The following is a 16,628-nucleotide window of genomic DNA, read 5'->3' as shown; positions in this document are numbered from 1 at the left end:
TCCCTTGCCAACCCTGCGGGGCGGTGCTTCCCTTTTTCAAGGCACTGGGCTGAAAATACCAGGAGAGCGGAAGATGCGGGGACCCTTGTCCCGCTGGCTTGGGTCCCGCTGGCTGGCCATGCTGCTGGCCGTGTTCCTGCCGGCATTGCAGGCCGGGGCGGAGGAGGGCAGGGCCGCAGGGCCGGCCGTCGTGCGCGTCTCCGATTGGCGCGCCCCGGGGGAGGAGCAGCGGCCCGACTATTTCCACGACCTGTTCCGCCGCCTGATGGCGGAGACCGCGGCCGAACATGGCCCCGTGCGTATCGAACCCGTGCGGGACCGGCTGTCCCAGACCCGGCTTCTGGCGGAAGTGCGGGCCGGGCGCATTGATGTCACCTGGAGTGCCACGAGCAGCAGCCGGGAACGGGCGATACGGCCCGTGCGCATCCCCATCGACATGGGATTGATCGGCCAGCGCGTGCCTGTCATCCGGGCAGACCGGGCCGCGGATTTCGCCCGTGTCCACACGCTGGAGGATTTGCAGCGCTTCACGGCCTGCCAGGGCGCGCAATGGCCCGACGCCGACATTCTGGCGGCCGCCGGGCTACCGCAGGTGACCAATGTGCATTTCGACCAGCTTTACGCCATGCTGCGGGCCGGCCGCTGCGATTATTTCGCGCGCGGCGTGGCAGAGGTGGCGGGCGAGGTTGCCATCTGGGGCGGGAAAGACCTGCTGGTCTTTGATCGGCTGGTCATCGCCTATCCGATGCCCGTCTATTTCTTCGTTGCGCCGGGGCGTGAAGAACTGGCGCGGCGGCTGGAACAGGGGCTGCGGTCCATGCTGGCCAGCGGTGCGCTGCGCGATATGCTGTCCACCCATCCGTCCACGCGCGGTGCCTTCCCGCTGGAACGGTTCAACGAGGCCGTGGTGATCCGCCTGCCCAACCCGACCCTGCCGCCGGAGACGCCGCTGGGGGAGGCCGGGCTATGGCTGGGCGTGGGCAAGCAGGGGGCGTCCTGAACGCGCTTGCGTCGGGGCGGACCCTGAACGATCATGGAACATTGCCTTCACCCGAACCCGTTCCGCCCCGCCTTGCCCCGTCCCGTTCCCCCGCCGCCGACGGCCTCGCCGGCCCGCCCCGCCGCCCCCGATTCGGGGGCGTTGCTGTTGGCTGCCGTGACGGCATTGTCGGCCCAGCACGGGCGGCAGGGCGCGGCGCTGGTGCAGATGGTGGTGCGCGCCTGGTGGCAGGCGCTGGACACGGGCCTGGACCTGGCGCCGCCGCCGGCCCTGCGCGGGGCGGTGGCGCTGGATGCGGGGGTGGCGGCGGTCGCCCGCGATTATGCCACCGTCCTGGCCCCCCTGCCTGTCGCCCTGGTCGCCGACCGCATCGGGGCCCTGCATGCCGGCCTGATGCCGGCGGAGGAACGGGCGCGCGCCGGCGTCTATTACACCCCGCCGGCCCTGGCGGACCGGCTGGTCGATCTGGCCGCAGCGGGCAAGGTGGACTGGACGACCGCCCGCGTGCTGGACCCCGCGGCCGGCTGCGGCGCCTTTCTGGTGCCCGTCGCCCTGCGCATGGCGGCGGCGCTGAAGGGGGTGGAGCCGGCCATCGCCGCCCGGTCCATCGCCACGCGCCTGCGCGGGCTGGAACTGGACCCCATGGCGGCCTGGATTTCCGGGGTGATGGTGGAGGCGGCGCTGCTGCCCCTGCTGCGTGGCACGGGCCAGCGCCTGTCCCCCTGTCTGGCGGCGGATGCGCTGGCTGTACCGGAACGGGCCGAATTCGACCTGGTGATCGGCAACCCGCCCTATGGCCGGCTGACGCTGGAGCCGGCATTGCGCGCCCGGTTCGCGCGCAGCCTTTACGGCCATGCCAATCTCTATGGCCTGTTCATGGATCTGGCCGTGCGCCTGGCCGCACCGGGCGGGCTGATCGCGTTCCTCACCCCCTCCTCCTTCCTGGCGGGGGACTATTTCAAGCATCTGCGCCGCACCCTGACCGAACTGGCCCCGCCCGTGTCGCTGGATTTCGTCGATGAGCGCCGGGGCGTGTTCGACAATGTGCTGCAGGAGACGGTGCTGGCCACCTATCGCCGGGCCGGCGGTCGCCGCCGGCGGCCGCCCCGCGCCCTGGTCAACATGATCCGGGCCGGCGGGGGCGGGGGGGACTGTCCATCCGGCCGGCCGGGTCCTTCACCCTGCCGGCGGAACCGACGGCCCCCTGGATATTGCCGCGCCATGCGGGGGAATCCGGGCTGGCGACGCGGCTGCGCACGCTGGACAGCCGGCTGGCCGATTGGGGCTATCGCGTGGCCACGGGCCCCCTGGTCTGGAACCGTTACAAGCCGCAGATATCGGACCGGGCCGGCCGCGGTGCCGTGCCCCTTGTCTGGGCGGAAAGCGTCACGCCGGATGGCCGCTTCGCCTATCGCTGTGAAAAGGCCAACCACAAGCCCTGGTTCCACCCGGCCCCGTCCGGGGATGAATGGCTGCTGGTCCGCCGGCCCTGCGTGCTTTTGCAGCGCACGACGGCCAAGGAGCAGGCGCGCCGCCTGATCGCGGCCGAAATGCCCGCCAGCTTCCTGAAACCGTACCCGCGCGGGGTCGCGGTCGAAAACCATCTCAACATGCTGTTGCCCACGGGCGACGGGGTGCCGCCGGTCAGTCCGGCTGTGCTGGCGGCCTTCCTGAACAGCCGGGCGGCCGACCGCGCGTTCCGCTGCCTGTCCGGTTCCGTCGCCGTCTCCGCCTATGAGCTGGAGGCCCTGCCCCTGCCCCATCCCGCCATGCTGAAGGAACTGGCGGCGCTGGTGGCGGCGGGTGCGCCGCGCGACCCGCTGGACCAGGCGGCCGACCGGCTTTACGGGCTTTGAGGCATGGATGTTCTGCCGCCCCTGCTGGACCGGGCGGAGGTGGCCCGCCGCCTGCGCCAGATATTTCCCGACGGCACGCCGGAACGCGACAAATGCATCCGTGACGCCGCCGCGGCGACCGTCGCCGCCTTTCTCTATGTCGGGGCGGTGGAAGGGACCGATATCTGGCTGAACCCCGTGCATGTGGTGCGCCTGGGCGATACGCGCATGCTGTTTTCGGCCGATCCCTTATCGCGTGCCGACTATGCCCGCGCGCCCAAGGCCAGCGGCGAACGCTGGTACCAGGACAATAGCCGCGAGCAGGTCCGCGACGAGGTGATCCGCCAGGGCCTGATCCCCAACGGTGCCGTTATCGAGCGGCAGGGCGTGCCCACCACTTCTTCCAAGCCGCGTTATGCGCTGACGGCGGAATTCGCGGCCCTGTTCGATCCGGGGCTGCGCGATGCGGCCCTGGCCGCCGCGGCGCGGGCCTGGGCCGATGCCACGCTGAACCCCATGGCGCTGGCCCGCATCGTCAGCCTGCGCGGCTCGGGCGATCGCGACGGGGCCGACGTGCTGGTACGCTTCCCCAACGGGGAGACGCGGCTGCTGGCGCCGGGCCCCAGCAGCCGCATCGCGCGCGCCGTGGTGGAGGATTTCGCCCCCCGCTTCCTGGCCGATCCCGTGGTGCTCTGGCTGTCGGAAAGTGCCGCGAAGGTCGCCGCGCGGGACGAGGGCTGGATCCGGCGCCTGCGCCTGCGCATCACGCCGGACCGCACCCTGCCCGACATCATCCTGCTGGACCGCGGCCGCAGTGCGGCCGACCTGATGCTGGTCTTCGTGGAGGTGGTGGCCACCGATGGCCCCGTGACGGAACAGCGGGCCCGCGCCTTTCTGGAGATCGCGGCGGAGGGCGGGTTCGATCCGTCCCGCGTCGCCTGCATCACGGCCTTCCTGGACCGCGACCGGCCGGAGGTGAAGAAGGCGATGCCGTCCCTGGCCTGGGGCGGGCATGCCTGGTTCGCGTCCGAGCCCGACCGGTTGCTGCGCCTGTTGCCGGCACCGGGCCGGCTGGCGGGCATGGGCTGATCAGGCGCCCTCGGCCAGTTCCTGCAGGCTCTCGATGTCGTTCAGGCGGACCTTGCCGCCTTCCAGCAGCGAGATGGCGCGGCTGGTCTTCAACTGTGTGAAGGTGCGGCTGACCGTTTCCGTGGTCAGGCCCAGATAATCGGCGATGTCCGACCGGCTCATCGGCACATGCACGGGGTTTTCCTTGTAGCCGCGGCGCCGGGCGCGCTCCGACAGCATCAGCAGGAAGGAGGCGATGCGCTCCCTGGCATTCTTGCGGCCCAGCAGCAGCATCTGGTCCTGTGCCGCGGCCAGCTCGCTGGACGCCATGGCGAACAGGCGGCGCTGCATCTTGGGATAATCCTCCAGCAGCGATTCCAGCCGGCGACGGGGGAAACGGCACAAGGTGGCCTGCGTCACCAACTCGGCCGAATAGGCATAGGTGTCGTTGATGGACAGGCCCAGGAAATCGCCGGGCAGAAGGAAGCCCGTGATCTGCCGCCGGCCGTCGGGCAGCAGCTTGTAGAGCTTCATGGTGCCGGCGGTGACGTTGAACAGCGCATCGGCGCAGTCGCCTTCCCCGAACAAGGTGTGGCCCGCCTCCACCTTGACCGACACCAGGATGTCGGCCAGGCGTTTCAATTCGTCGGCTTCCAGCGCGGAACAGACGGACATGCTGCGTACGGGGCAGACATTGCAGGGGGAGACGTCCACCTTCGCCGCAATCGCGCCGTCGCGCGTGCACGCATGTTCCGCCAATGCCATGTCAGGCCCCCCGATTAAGCATCACCTCCGGGATATCATCCCCGGCACAGCATGCGCCCAAAGAACATGTCCCCGCAACACAGCTTGATGCGCGAGTATGTGCCCTTCTTGTTCGCCAGCCAATCGAAGGATTTCATAATGATTGGCTGATGAACATATATCCGAAGGACTAGGCGCATCGTGGCGACGGCGCCTTGATCCATATCAAGGCGGGGGCGCGGCATTATCGGTTACCCGTTGCAAGCCGCCGTCATAAACCCCGCCGGCGGGACCGTTCAAGCAGACAGAGACATCGCCGTGCTTATATCGCCGGAACGGGTGACCATGTCCGACCGTTTTTCCGTCAAGCCGCTGGACCGCCGCCGGGTCGACCAGGCCTGGCCCCTCGTGCAGACAGGCAGGGCCGCGCACGACCGGGATGCCTGGCGTACCTATGCGGGAACGCTTCTGGCCCTGGCCGACAGCGGCCTGCGCACCGTGGAGGGCGACCATGGCTATATCCATGGCATCTATGCCTTCCAGGCGCTGCCCAGCCCCAAGCATGGCAAGGTGCTGCAGGTGGACATGTTCCTGGCGCTGGACCTGATCGAGCCGGAGGCCGCCATCGACCTGCTGCTGAACGACATGGATTCGGTGGCGGCCGATCTGGGCTGCGGGGCCGTGCATCTGCACCTGCCCCAGCGCGAAGGCATCGGAGCCAGCGTGTCCATGGCCCTGGCCCGCGCCCTGGACCATGGCCATTACCGCGAGGATCTGCGCCTGTGCCGGCCGCTGGTCTGACCGGCATGGCCGCCGCTTGAGCCAGGGGAGGTGCGGCGGTATTTTCCGCGCCACCTTGTAAAGCTCTGCCCGCCGGGACCGCCCAGACCATGTCCGATGCCACCAAACCCGCCGCCCTGCCCGTGATCCGCATCCAGGCCGGGCGGCACAAGCGTGCCCAGCACGGCCATCCCTGGGTCTATTCCAACGAAGTGGACATGGACAAGGCGGCGAAGGCGCTGCCGGCCGGGTCGGTGGTGCGTGTCACCGATGCCGGCGGGGCCACCCTGGGCATCGCCACCTTCAACCCGCATACGCTGATCGCCGCGCGCTTCCTGTCCCGCGACCCGGCGGCGGTGATCGATACCGGCTTCTTCGTGCGCCGCATCCGCCGCGCCCTGGAAATCCGCGAGCGGCTGTTCGATCGCCCCTATTACCGGCTGGTCCATGCCGAAAGCGACGGGCTGCCGTCGCTGATCATCGACCGGTACGGCGACGTGGTGGTGGTGCAGGCCAACAATGTGGCCATGGACCGCCGTATCCCCATGATTCTGGCCGCACTGGACGAGGTGTTGAACCCACGCGCCGTCGTGCTGCGCAATGACAGCACCGCCCGGTCCTATGAAGGGCTGGAGGAAGAGGTGCGGGTGGCCAAGGGCAGCGTCGACGGGTTGATCCCGGTGGAGGAGAACGGTGCCACCTTCTTCGCCGACCTGTCGGCCGGGCAGAAGACGGGCTGGTTCTTCGACCAGCGCGACAACCGCGCCTTCATCGCCGACCTGTGCCGGGGCAAATCGACGGTCGACTTCTACACCTATGCCGGCGGGTTCGGGGTGCTGGCCGCCCGGCGCGGGGCCAGCGAGGTCACGCTGGTCGACCGGTCCGCCCTCTCATTGTCCATCGCCATGAAGGCGGCAGAGGCCAATGGCGTGGCCGACCGGGTGACGGCGCAGAAGGGTGACGCCTTCAACCTGATGGACCAGTGGGTGGCCGAGGGGCGCACCTTCGACGTGGTGATCGCCGATCCGCCGGCCTTCGTGAAGTCGCGCAAGGATCTGGCCGTGGGCAGCCGCGCCTATCGCCGCATGACGAAGGCCGCGGCAAGGCTGGTGGCGCCCGGCGGCATGCTGCTGGTGGCAAGCTGCTCGCACAACATGGAACCGCCCCTGTTCCATCAGGAGGTGGCGCGCGGCCTGGGAGAGGCGGGCCGCCAGGGCCGCATCCTGCGCTTTGCCGGGGCCGGTCCCGACCATCCCGTCCATCCGCTGCTGCCGGAAACGCAGTACCTGAAGGCCATGGTGTTCGCGCTGGATTGACACGCGCCGACGAAGGCGCGTGTCGGGGAAAAGTTGATGCGGGTAAATCTTCGTTAAAACTTTTCAACCGATATTGGGGGGGAGCCGGCGTGTGGACCGGTGGCACGGAACCGCACGCCTTCCCCCTGTCCCTGGTCGGCGGACAGGGGTTCGACCCCCTGGTCGGCAAGGGTCTGCAGCAGCAGCGCAATGCTGCCGCGGTGGGGGTCGTGGCGCCCCGACTCGAAATCGCGCACCGTGCTGCGCGACAGGCCGGAAGCCTGCGCCAACTGTTCCTGGCTCCAGTCCAGAAGCCCGCGTGCCGCCCGGCATTGCGCCGGAGAAAGTTCATGAGGCACCGGTTGTAATCCCGATTATCTCAACCATATTGGGCGATATTGTATTAAAAGGTTGAAAGGTCAAGGGCGGGGGCGCCGGAACCGCACCGTTGGCCCGGATGAAAGGTAGTCTCGACAATGCATGACGTGCCCCTGATCACCATGATCGTGACGGCCCTGGCACTGGCCTTCATTTTCGGTGCCCTTGCCCAGAAGCTGAAGATTTCACCGCTGGTGGGCTACCTGGTGGCGGGGGTCGTGATCGGGCCGGGCACGCCGGGCTATGTCGCCGACATGAACATCGCACCGCAACTGGCGGAGATCGGCGTCATCCTGCTGATGTTCGGCGTGGGCCTGCATTTTTCGGTCAAGGATCTGATGTCGGTGAAGGGCATCGCCATCCCCGGCGCCATCGGACAGATCGGTCTGGCGACGCTGATGGGCATGGGCCTGTCCTGGGCGCTGGGCTGGACAATGGGGGCGGGTCTGGTGTTCGGCCTGGCACTGTCGGTGGCGTCGACCGTGGTGCTGCTGCGCGCGCTGCAGGAACGGCGTCTGGTGGAAAGCAAGCGGGGCCGCATCGCCATCGGCTGGCTGATCGTGGAAGACCTGGCCATGGTGCTGGCCCTGGTGCTGCTGCCGGCCCTGGCCGGCCTGCTGGGTGACCAGGCCGGGGCGCCGGGAACGGACGGGGTCGCGGCTGCCCGCCTGTCCGGCAGCGACCTGCTGACCGTCATCGCCATCACCCTGGCCAAGGTCGCGGCCTTCGTGGTCCTGATGCTGGTGGTCGGCAAGCGGGTTATTCCCTGGATCCTGCACGAGATCGCGCATAGCGGCTCGCGGGAGCTGTTCCGGCTGGCCGTGCTGGCCATCGCCCTTGGGGTGGCCTATGGCGCCTCCGTCCTGTTCGGGGTGTCGTTCGCGCTGGGCGCCTTCTTTGCGGGCATGGTGCTGTCCGGGTCGCCGCTCAGCCATCGCGCGGCGGAGGAATCGCTGCCGCTGCGCGACGCCTTCGCGGTGCTGTTCTTCGTGTCGGTCGGCATGATGTTCGATCCGGCGATCATCCTGGAACGGCCGCTGTCCGTGCTGGCCACGGTGCTGATCATCGTGGTGGGCAAGTCGATTGCGGCCTACATGATCGTGCTGGCCTTCGGCCATCCGCGCAGCACGGCGCTGACCATTTCCGCCAGCCTGGCGCAGATCGGCGAATTCTCCTTCATCCTGGCGGCGCTGGGCGTGTCGCTGGGCCTGTTGCCGACGGAAGGGCAGGATCTGGTGCTGGTCGGTGCCATCCTGTCGATCCTGTTGAACCCGGTCATGTTCACGCTGATCGACAAGTTCGGCCACCGGCTGGAACCGGGCGGCGATCTGGCGGCCCCGGTGCCGGTGGAGGCGACGCGCGAGCCCATCGCCCCCACCAGCCTGACCAACCATGCCATCATCATCGGCCATGGGCGGGTCGGCAGCCTGATTTCCGCCCATCTGCGCGACCAGGGCATCCCCTATCTGGTGGTGGAGGACAACCAGAAGCGGGTCGATGCCCTGCGCGAGGACGGGGTGGAGGTTCTGCAGGGCAATGCGGTGCTGCCGGAGATGCTGCAGGCCGTCAATATCGGCGGCGCCCGTCTGATGTTCATCGCCATCCCCGGCTCGTTCGAGGCGGGGCAGATCATCCGGCAGACGCGGCTGGCCAATTCCAGCCTGCGGATCATCGCCCGCGCCCATGCCGACGAGGAGGTGACCTATCTGACCCAGAACGGCGCCAGCGTCGTGGTCATGGGCGAGCGGGAGACGGCGCGCGGCATGATCGCCGAGGGGCTGGCCGAGCCGCCGGCCGACGAAGCGCCGGCGGGCCCCGCCCCCATCAATCCGGCCCCCCTGCCATCGCCCGCGTGACGGCAGTCGCTGCCGGGTGCCGCCCCCCGGCGCATGTGCAGGGCCGCTTCAGAAGCCGGCGGCCGACGCCACCGTGAAGGCGGGCGGCGGCGGGGTCTGCCGCCGGGGCACGGGCACGCCATCCTTCCACAAGGACAGATGCCGGGCGGCGTCGGCCGCGGCCTGGATGTCGGCGACGGGGTCGCCCGGCACCAGCAGCAGGTCGGCGGCGGCCCCGGCCACGATCCGCCCGCGATGGGGGAAGTCCAGCAGGTCGGCGGCCACGCTGGTGCCCGCCTTCAGGGCGGCCAGCGGGTCCATGCCCAGGGTCACCATGTGACCCAGTTCCCGGGCATTCTCCCCATGGTGGTTGCCGGGCGTGCCGGCATCGGTTCCCATGGCGACCACGCCGCCGGCCGCCACGAAACGCCCGAAACTGTCGAAATGCATGGCACCGAACCGTTCGGCCTTGTCCCGCACGAAGGCAGGCAGCCGGTCCTTCATCTCCAGCAGCGCCATCATGGCCGACAGGGTGGGGACCAGCCGCACCCCCTGATCGATCATGATGGCGATCTGTGCATCGGTCAGTTCGAACCCGTGTTCGATACTGTCTACCCCGGCCGCCACGGCCCGCGCGATGCCGCGGGCGCCCTGTGCATGGGCCGTCACCTTCAGGCCGAAATCATGGGCCATGCCCACGGCGGCGGCCATTTCGGCCTGCGCGGGATGCGGCGCCATCGGATCGACGCCGCCCGTCAGCACGCCGCCCGTGGCGATCAGCTTGATGCAGTCGGCCCCGTGCTTCACGTTGGCGCGCACGGCGCGCAGCCAGTCGGTTTCCCCGTCGCATTCAAAGCCCAGCCAGGCCCCGTGACCGCCCGTGATGGTCAGCACCTTGCCGGCACAGCGCATGGCGGGACCCTGGTGCCGGCCGGCGCGGATGGCGTCGCGCACGGCGATTTCAAGCCATTCCACCCCGCCCAGGTCGCGCATGGCGGTCACGCCGCCAGCCAGGGTCGCCTGGGCATTTTCCAGCAGGCGCAGCGTCAGGTCGCCCATCGGGCGTTGGCGCAGGGTCGTGACCACATCCCCCGTGGCTTCCAGGGCCAGATGCACATGCGCATCCACCAGCCCCGGCATCAGCGTAGCCCCCGTCGTGTCGTGCCGGGGGCCGGCATAACCGGCGAAATCCGCCAAGGGCGACACCGAGGCGATCCGCCCGTCGGAAACCAGCACGCCCAGCCCGTCGCGCGGGGCCGACAGCCCGTCGAAGACGCGGCCGCCGGAGAAGAGGAGCTGATCGGACATGACGGGTACCCTGCCGTTATGGATGGACGGCCGGCACTGTAGCGGCAAACGGACCCGAAATCACGGACCGGGGACCACCAGCGCCGTCACCCGGTCGACGGGGGAGGCGGCGATCATCAGCACATGCCGCCCGGCTGCCAGGGGAAAATCGACGATCTTGCGGATGCCTGTGCAGGCCGGCCCATGGCCATGCGCGACGGAGGCGATGGAGGCCCCGTCCCGCACGATATCGACCCAGGCGGCACTGCCCAGCGCCACGCGATAGGTGCCGGCCCGCGCGATATCCAGCGTGAGCAGGCCGGCATGGCTTTCCGGCTTGCCGTCCCGGCCGGGTGTCACGGGGAAGTCCACGGTGCCGGACGGGCGCAGTGCCAGTTCCACGGCGGTGCCGATCATGACGGCCGGGGCATCGGCCACGGTCACCGCTGCCGGCAGGCCGCCCTGCGCCGGCGCCGTCCAGGCTGCCAGTTCCGGCGGGGGCGGCACGGTCCCGCCCGCGCAATCCGCCGCTTCCCCGGCGGCCAGCGGGGGAGAAGCCAGGATGGTGACGGCCAGTGAAAGGCCCCGCAACATATGGCGCAAGATCCGTCCTCCCTCATCGATATATCTGCATGGATATAACGATATCCGGACGATAAAATCCAGGCTCAACCGCCATCGGGGCAGGCGAGGGGCAGGGAGGGGGAACGGGTGTGGCCGGTCAGGCCTTTGGCAGCATCACGGGCGTGGCATAGGCGCCGATGGGCAGCACATGGGACGCCGCCTCGCCCAGGCGCTGCCGGACGGTGGTCAGGCGGGGATCGTCGCCCGCGACGAAGCTCTCCACCTCCACCAGATGCACCGATCCGCCGCCGTTGGGCTGGTGATGGGTGCGGAACTGCAAGGTGGTAAAGCCCGCGGCCTCCAGCACGTCCTTCAACCGGCCGCGGCTGACATCCTGGGGCACTTCCAGGGCCAGCAGGGTCCGGTCGTCGCCCGTTTCCTCCATCGGGACGGCGGCCAGCACCAGGGCATCGCCGCCTTCGCGGCCGACACTCTGCCCGGTCGTGCGCAGGAAGGGCAGGCGGGCGACGACACGCGGCGTCTTGCCGTCGGGCGACAGGATGAAACGCCACCAGGGGTCGTTATCATCCTCTTCCGGCCAGGGCACGACGGCGAGCGTCGCGGTGCCGTCGGAGACGGCACGCAGCGCCGACATAGGGGTGTTCACGGCAATCGCCGGCGTGGTGCTGCCGAAATGGTCGCGGGCATTGTCCCACAGGGCGCCGCGCTCCTCGTTCGGGCAGACGACGGCCATGGCCAGTGGCCCCTGGATGCGGGTCAGGGCGGCGATCATTTCCCGCCACATGCGCACGATGGCGTTCACCGGGAAGGCACCGCCATGGCGGGCAACCAGGTTGCGCACGATCTCCGCCTCGCGGGCGGGGCGGATGAAGGGGCGGCCGGGCGGCTTTACCTTGGCCACCTCCTCCACCACCTGTGCGCGACGCATCAGCAACTGATGGATGGTGGAATCGATCTCGTCGATCTCGCGGCGCAAATCGTCCAGGGTGGGTTTCGCAGGCATGGAGGGCCGGGCATGGTCCTTTAAGGGGCGGATAGTATTAGGCGGGATGACCACCCGAAATCAAAGGAAACATTGCCGCGCGGCGCCCGCCCGCACCCGGCCCGGCACCTCGGGCCCGGTACGGGCGGGCCGTCCGGGTTCCCGGTCACGCGCGCCTTGGGCGGATTTTCCAAACGCCGCCCCCAAAGGGGCGGGCCCGGACGATCTGTAACCCTGCTGAGGGCCGCCCGGCCCTGCGCCGGTGCGATATCGTGGCTGAGCAGCCCCTTCGTGCGCCGGCCGCGCACATCGCCTGGCGGATCGGGGATGATGGTGTGCCGCCCGGCGCCCGGCCGCATCGGTGGCCCGGCATGGGCCTGTGCGGGTCTGCCATGCGTGTCCGGGGGGCAGAGGGTGTGGCTGGCTCCACCTTGCATTGCTGCGGTGCGGCTAAGGAAATTTCGTATAGTCCATACAGAAGGTTATAAATGAACTTTTCCCCTTGTTCGCCATCCGGAATGGATGCACAGTTTTTTTACGGTTCGGTGGCGATCGGATGACAAACAGCCCCCCAGCGCATTCCCCATCCGGATTGTCGCCGGACCGGCCCTTTTCCTTGGACCCCGCGCGTTCCCTTCGGGGGCGCGCCCTGTAATGGGAGGCCGTGACGTGATCCAACCCAAACGCGCCTATGCCGAAATGGCCGGCAATCTGCGTCAGGCGCGTCAGCGCCTGGAAAGGCTGGAATATGTATCGACGGCCCTGATGGGATTGTCGCTGGCCCTGCTTGTGGGGGCGGCGATGATGTGAGGGCGGGCGGTCTCTCCGTGCCGCCCGCCCGATTGCCCTGTTCCGCGTATTTTCTGCTAACCTGTACGGCCCCGGCATCGTCCGGGGCCGTTTCTTATTCCATATCCTTGATCAGTCCTGCCATTCGAAGAACGGGAAGTGAAGCCGTGCGATACCTGTCCTGGATCCTGACCCTGCCGCTGACGGCCGTGGCCATTTCGTTCGCCGTCAGCAACATGATGCCGGTGCAGCTTGGCCTGTGGCCTTTCGTCGGCACGGTGGAGGTGCCGGCCTTCGCGCTGGTCCTGGTCACGCTGGTTGTTGGCTTCCTGGCGGGGGGGATCACGGTCTGGTTCGGCCAGCACGGCCACCGCAAGGCCGGGCGACAGCATCAGGCCCGCGCCGACCGCCTGCAAAAGGAACTGGACGCGCTGCGCGCCACGACCGGCAGCGTTCCGCCGGCCGCCAGCCTGCGCTGAACGGGCGTCGGCCCCGGCAATGCCTCGGGCGGTTGCCATCCGGCCGTCCTGCACGCACAATGCCCTGGAACAAGTGTTTGAATTTCGGTTTCTTCCGGGGAGGGGAAAGGCATGGACGAGGCGGCCGGTCGCGCGACGCTGACATTGGCGGAATATCAGGCGGCCCTGGGCACGGAAATGGGGGTGTCGGACTGGCTGGTGGTGGATCAGGGCATGATCGACCGGTTCGCCGACCTGACGGGTGACCACCAGTTCATCCATGTCGATCCGGTGCGGGCCGCGGGCACGCCGCTGGGCGGCACGGTGGCGCATGGTTTCCTGACCCTGTCGCTGCTGGGCCATTTGGGCCAGCAGATGGTGAAGCCCCTGGCCGGGGCCGCCATGATGCTGAATTACGGCTTCGACCGGCTGCGCTTCCTGGCGCCGGTCCGCAGTGGCCGGCGGATTCGCGGCCGGCTTTCCCTGCTGGGCATGGAAATGAAGGGGCCGGGCCAGTATCTGGTCCGCTATGGCGTGACGGTGGAACTGGAAGGGTCGGAAAAACCGGCGCTGGCCGCCGAATGGCTGGTCCTGATGGTGACGGGGCCGGCGGGGTAGGGCTTGCGGGGGGCTGGCTTCCGTCCCCCTGTCGCCGCTATCCTGCGCGGGCGCGAGATTTCTGCCAGGAAAGCGGCCCATGACCAGCGATTTTCCCAACCTGTCCGTCCTGAACCATCCGCTGATCCAGCACAAGCTGTCGATGATGCGGGACAGGACGCGGTCGACCATGGGGTTCCGGCAGTTGCTGCGCGAGATCGCCCTGCTGATGGGGTACGAGATCACGCGCGACCTGCCCCTGACCACCGAGCGGATCGAAACCCCGCTCTGCCCCATGGACGCCCCCGTGATCGAAGGCCGGAAGCTGGCCGTGGTGCCCATCCTGCGCGCCGGGCTGGTGATGGCCGAAGGGTTGCTGGAACTGGTGCCGGCGGCGCGGGAAGGGCATATCGGCCTTTACCGCGATCATGAAACCAAACGCCCCGTGGAATATCTGGTGAAGCTGCCCGACCCGGCCGGGCGCCTGTTCATCCTGGTCGATCCCATGCTGGCCACGGGCCATTCGGCCGTGCATGCCGTGGATGTGCTGAACCGTCACGGGGTGGATGACAGTCAGATCCGCTTCATGGCCCTGGTCTCCGCCCCGGAAGGGGTGCGCACCTTCCACGCCGCGCATCCCGACGTGCCCGTCTTCACCGCCGCCCTGGACAGCCACCTGAACGAGAATGCCTATATCGTGCCGGGCCTGGGCGATGCGGGCGACCGGCTGTTCGGAACCAAATAGGGAACCACCAGCGGGATTCGGCCCGCGAATCGATGTTCGCCTATTGTTCCGGGCGTCCGTGTCCGGCATGCTGCCGCTTCGGTTCCACCGGACAAGATGCGTATCCATGCCGCCCATCACCATGGCCCAGGCCCTGGCCTTCCGCCTGGACCGCCAGCACCTGACCCGGCCCGCCCCCGACGCGCTGGCCGCGGCGCACAGCCTGATCGGGGCGCAGGCACAGGTACAGTCGGCGGCCCTGCTGCAATTGCGGGCGCGGGCCGACGGGGGGGGCCGATGATGCGGCCATCGGCCGGGCGCTGTTCACCGACCGGACCCTGGTGAAGCTGTGGGCCCACCGGTCCACCCTGCACCTGATGCCGGCCGCGGACCTGCCCATGCTGCTGGGCGTGCGCCGGCAGCAGGTGGCCGGGTATCACAGTTGGTACGCCAAGGAGGGGTTGAGCCGGGAGCAGGTGGATATCCTGGTCGGTGCGGTCGTGGAACAGCTTGTCCAGGGGCCGCACAGCCGCATGGACCTGTCGCGCCGGCTGGTGCCGCGGCTGGGCGAATGGGCGCGGCCCATGCTGGAACATAGCTGGGGCGGCATCATCAAGCTGGCCTGCGCACTGGGCCACGTCTGTCACGGCCCGGCGGAAAAGGAACAGGGCGACGGCGCGCGCGAGGCACTGTTCGTCGGCCTGGATCATTGGCTGGGCCAGCCCCTGCCGCCGGTCGACGGGCGGCAGGCCATGGCCGATCTTCTGCGGCGATACCTTGCCGTGTTCGGCCCCGCCACGCGCGCGGATTTCCGCAAGTTCGCCGGCGGCTATGCCGAACCGGTGCATAACGCCTTTGCCGACCTGGCCGGGGAGATGGCGGTGATCGACCTGGATGGCAAGCCCGCCCATATCCTGTCCCGCGATCTGGACGCGCTGGCCGGGGCGGCACCGGCGCCCGGCCAGATCAACGTGCTGGGCCTGTTCGACCCCTATCTGCTGGCCCATAATGATACGCGGCAATATCTGGATGACCGGTTCCGGCCGGCCGTTTATCGCACGGCCGGCTGGATCAGCCCGGTCATCCTGCGCCAGGGCCGCGTGGTTGCCACCTGGACGCACCGGCGCGTGGCAGGACCCAAGGGGTGCGGCGCCTGGGAGGTGACGGTATCCCCCCTGGAAAGGGTCTATCGCAAGGAACTGCCGGCCATCACGCGCGGCCTTCGCCGCCTGTCGGGCGGGCTGCCCGTCACCGTCACCGGGGTCTGATGCAAGGGGCCATGCCCCCCATCAGGCCGCCACGCCGGGCAAGGGCAGTTCCGTCGTCTCCTTCACGGTGGAGACGGCGATCATGCTGTTGATCTCGCGCACGCCCGGCAGCTTGGACAGTTTTTCGAAGAACAGCGCCTCATAGGCTTCGATATCGCGCGTCACGATGCGCAGCAGGAAATCCACCTGCCCCATCAGCACGAAACATTCCTGCACTTCCGGGATGCGGCGGATCCGCTCGCGGAAATCATCCAGCAGGTCGCCGCTATGCGCCTCCAGCTTCACATGGCTGAAGATCAGCACGTTCAGCCCGATGGCCTTGCGGTTCAGCAGGGCCACGCGGCGGGTGATCACCTCCTCCTGCTCCAGCCGCTGGATGCGGCGCCAGCAGGGGCTCTGGCTCAACCCCACCTTCTCCGCCACCTGGGCGGCGGTGGCGGAACCGTCCTTTTGCAGGCAATCAAGAATGCGCCAATCCAAGGCATCCAGGGGCTTCTGCATTTTTCTTCTCCTGAAATCACATATCAAGCATTGATCATGCGCAGACTATGATGGGCGGGCCAAACTTGCAAAGAAATGCCCCGGTCTTTGCCCTATTGTCCGGGTGACCGCGAAAGGCGGCACCCACCCCAGACCGGAGCCACGGAGATGAGCACCCCCTACCCCGCCAGCCTGACCGTCTATCGTGACGAGGCGACCGGCGCGCAGATTGCGCTGGCCGTTCACCGGCCGGCCGGCGGGGCGATTACGCCCGTGCCGTGGCAGCGGCTGCCCGGTGCCGATCTGGAAGAGGCGGTGGACGCCGCCCTGCGCGCCGCCCGCGCCAACCGGGCCTTCGCCATGGTCGTCCCCGGTGATCGGGGGCGTGATGTCGCCGATCCCGTCGGTGTGCTGTCGCGCTGCCTTGTCCGGGCCGACCTGGACCGGCTGTCGATCGGACCGGAGATGCGCGGGGCCAGCAAGCAGACCCCCGCTCTGGCCCCCGTCCTGGCTGCGGAGTGAG

20 protein-coding genes are annotated in these 16,628 nt (G+C 68.7%); 14 read left to right on the top strand and 6 right to left on the bottom strand.

Annotation, left to right across the window (positions count from 1 at the left end):
- The first annotated feature begins 73 nt into the window (after positions 1 to 73).
- From ABC728_RS15120 to ABC728_RS15105, 4 genes are read left to right on the top strand one after another with little or no spacing between them, the layout of a single operon-like run.
- Positions 74 to 1,000 carry a substrate-binding periplasmic protein gene (locus ABC728_RS15120; protein ID WP_416620912.1) on the top strand — a complete coding sequence of 309 codons (927 nt, stop codon included), beginning with the start codon at positions 74 to 76 and terminating at the stop codon, positions 998 to 1,000.
- Positions 1,001 to 1,033: 33 nt separating this feature from the next.
- The gene (locus ABC728_RS15115; protein WP_445376593.1) at positions 1,034 to 2,539 is read left to right on the top strand and encodes an HsdM family class I SAM-dependent methyltransferase; all 1,506 of its coding nucleotides are present in this window, start codon (positions 1,034 to 1,036) and stop codon (positions 2,537 to 2,539) included.
- The gene (locus ABC728_RS15110; protein ID WP_445376592.1) at positions 2,494 to 2,856 is read left to right on the top strand and encodes a hypothetical protein; all 363 of its coding nucleotides are present in this window, start codon (positions 2,494 to 2,496) and stop codon (positions 2,854 to 2,856) included. Before ABC728_RS15115 ends, ABC728_RS15110 begins: the two co-directional genes overlap by 46 nt.
- A 3-nt stretch (positions 2,857 to 2,859) precedes the next feature.
- Positions 2,860 to 3,924 carry a BsuBI/PstI family type II restriction endonuclease gene (locus ABC728_RS15105; protein WP_416620910.1) on the top strand — a complete coding sequence of 355 codons (1,065 nt, stop codon included), beginning with the start codon at positions 2,860 to 2,862 and terminating at the stop codon, positions 3,922 to 3,924.
- On the opposite strand, the gene ABC728_RS15100 is transcribed toward ABC728_RS15105, so the two are convergent.
- Entirely contained in the window at positions 3,925 to 4,668 is a 744-nt protein-coding gene (locus ABC728_RS15100) for a Crp/Fnr family transcriptional regulator (protein ID WP_445376591.1), read from the bottom strand.
- A 324-nt stretch (positions 4,669 to 4,992) separates the two neighbouring features.
- On the opposite strand from ABC728_RS15100, the gene ABC728_RS15095 reads away from it, so the two are divergent.
- Together ABC728_RS15095 and ABC728_RS15090 are read left to right on the top strand one after the other, a co-directional pair.
- Complete coding sequence (locus tag ABC728_RS15095) at positions 4,993 to 5,448, top strand: hypothetical protein (RefSeq protein WP_416620908.1); 456 nt, start codon at positions 4,993 to 4,995, stop codon at positions 5,446 to 5,448.
- Between the two features lie 89 nt (positions 5,449 to 5,537).
- Positions 5,538 to 6,743 (top strand): class I SAM-dependent rRNA methyltransferase, encoded by a 1,206-nt coding sequence (locus ABC728_RS15090; protein WP_416620907.1) that lies wholly within the window; start codon positions 5,538 to 5,540, stop codon positions 6,741 to 6,743.
- Between the two features lie 53 nt (positions 6,744 to 6,796).
- On the opposite strand, the gene ABC728_RS15085 is transcribed toward ABC728_RS15090, so the two are convergent.
- Positions 6,797 to 7,081 (bottom strand): helix-turn-helix domain-containing protein, encoded by a 285-nt coding sequence (locus ABC728_RS15085; protein WP_416620906.1) that lies wholly within the window; start codon positions 7,079 to 7,081, stop codon positions 6,797 to 6,799.
- 117 nt (positions 7,082 to 7,198) lie between these two features.
- Here ABC728_RS15085 and ybaL point away from each other — a divergent pair, with 117 nt between their 5' ends.
- Positions 7,199 to 8,956, top strand: a complete 1,758-nt coding sequence (gene ybaL / locus ABC728_RS15080) for a YbaL family putative K(+) efflux transporter (protein ID WP_416620905.1) — start codon at positions 7,199 to 7,201, stop codon at positions 8,954 to 8,956.
- Between the two features lie 48 nt (positions 8,957 to 9,004).
- Here ybaL and ABC728_RS15075 read toward each other — a convergent pair whose 3' ends face one another.
- The 3 genes from ABC728_RS15075 to ABC728_RS15065 form a co-directional block, all read right to left on the bottom strand.
- Complete coding sequence (locus tag ABC728_RS15075) at positions 9,005 to 10,243, bottom strand: metal-dependent hydrolase family protein (protein ID WP_416620904.1); 1,239 nt, start codon at positions 10,241 to 10,243, stop codon at positions 9,005 to 9,007.
- A 60-nt stretch (positions 10,244 to 10,303) separates the two neighbouring features.
- Positions 10,304 to 10,825 (bottom strand): hypothetical protein, encoded by a 522-nt coding sequence (locus ABC728_RS15070; RefSeq protein WP_416620903.1) that lies wholly within the window; start codon positions 10,823 to 10,825, stop codon positions 10,304 to 10,306.
- A gap of 118 nt (positions 10,826 to 10,943) precedes the next feature.
- Entirely contained in the window at positions 10,944 to 11,810 is an 867-nt protein-coding gene (locus ABC728_RS15065) for a chorismate mutase (protein ID WP_416620902.1), read from the bottom strand.
- Positions 11,811 to 12,458: 648 nt separating this feature from the next.
- Between ABC728_RS15065 and ABC728_RS15060 the strand changes: the two genes are divergently transcribed.
- The 6 genes from ABC728_RS15060 to ABC728_RS15035 all read left to right on the top strand — a co-directional run bounded on the left by ABC728_RS15060 (position 12,459) and on the right by ABC728_RS15035 (position 15,625).
- Complete coding sequence (locus ABC728_RS15060; RefSeq protein WP_416620901.1) at positions 12,459 to 12,599, top strand: hypothetical protein; 141 nt, start codon at positions 12,459 to 12,461, stop codon at positions 12,597 to 12,599.
- A gap of 146 nt (positions 12,600 to 12,745) precedes the next feature.
- Entirely contained in the window at positions 12,746 to 13,057 is a 312-nt protein-coding gene (locus ABC728_RS15055; protein WP_416620900.1) for a LapA family protein, read from the top strand.
- 111 nt (positions 13,058 to 13,168) lie between these two features.
- Positions 13,169 to 13,654, top strand: coding sequence for a MaoC family dehydratase (locus ABC728_RS15050; RefSeq protein ID WP_416620899.1), 486 nt, complete (start codon positions 13,169 to 13,171; stop codon positions 13,652 to 13,654).
- 79 nt (positions 13,655 to 13,733) lie between these two features.
- Positions 13,734 to 14,378: a uracil phosphoribosyltransferase gene (upp, locus tag ABC728_RS15045; protein WP_416620898.1), complete on the top strand. Its 645-nt coding sequence runs from the start codon at positions 13,734 to 13,736 to the stop codon at positions 14,376 to 14,378.
- A gap of 106 nt (positions 14,379 to 14,484) precedes the next feature.
- Positions 14,485 to 14,658, top strand: a complete 174-nt coding sequence (locus ABC728_RS15040) for a hypothetical protein (protein WP_416620897.1) — start codon at positions 14,485 to 14,487, stop codon at positions 14,656 to 14,658.
- Positions 14,659 to 14,698: 40 nt separating this feature from the next.
- Entirely contained in the window at positions 14,699 to 15,625 is a 927-nt protein-coding gene (locus ABC728_RS15035) for a DNA glycosylase AlkZ-like family protein (RefSeq protein ID WP_416620896.1), read from the top strand.
- A gap of 21 nt (positions 15,626 to 15,646) precedes the next feature.
- On the opposite strand, the gene ABC728_RS15030 is transcribed toward ABC728_RS15035, so the two are convergent.
- The gene (locus tag ABC728_RS15030) at positions 15,647 to 16,126 is read right to left on the bottom strand and encodes an Lrp/AsnC family transcriptional regulator (RefSeq protein WP_416620895.1); all 480 of its coding nucleotides are present in this window, start codon (positions 16,124 to 16,126) and stop codon (positions 15,647 to 15,649) included.
- Positions 16,127 to 16,273: 147 nt separating this feature from the next.
- On the opposite strand from ABC728_RS15030, the gene ABC728_RS15025 reads away from it, so the two are divergent.
- Positions 16,274 to 16,627, top strand: coding sequence for a hypothetical protein (locus tag ABC728_RS15025; RefSeq protein WP_416620894.1), 354 nt, complete (start codon positions 16,274 to 16,276; stop codon positions 16,625 to 16,627).
- Position 16,628 lies beyond the last annotated feature (1 nt).

The organism is Niveispirillum fermenti (assembly GCF_052474395.1).
Note: the sequence above shows the minus strand (reverse complement) of the source record. Positions and strands in the feature narration are given on the sequence as shown.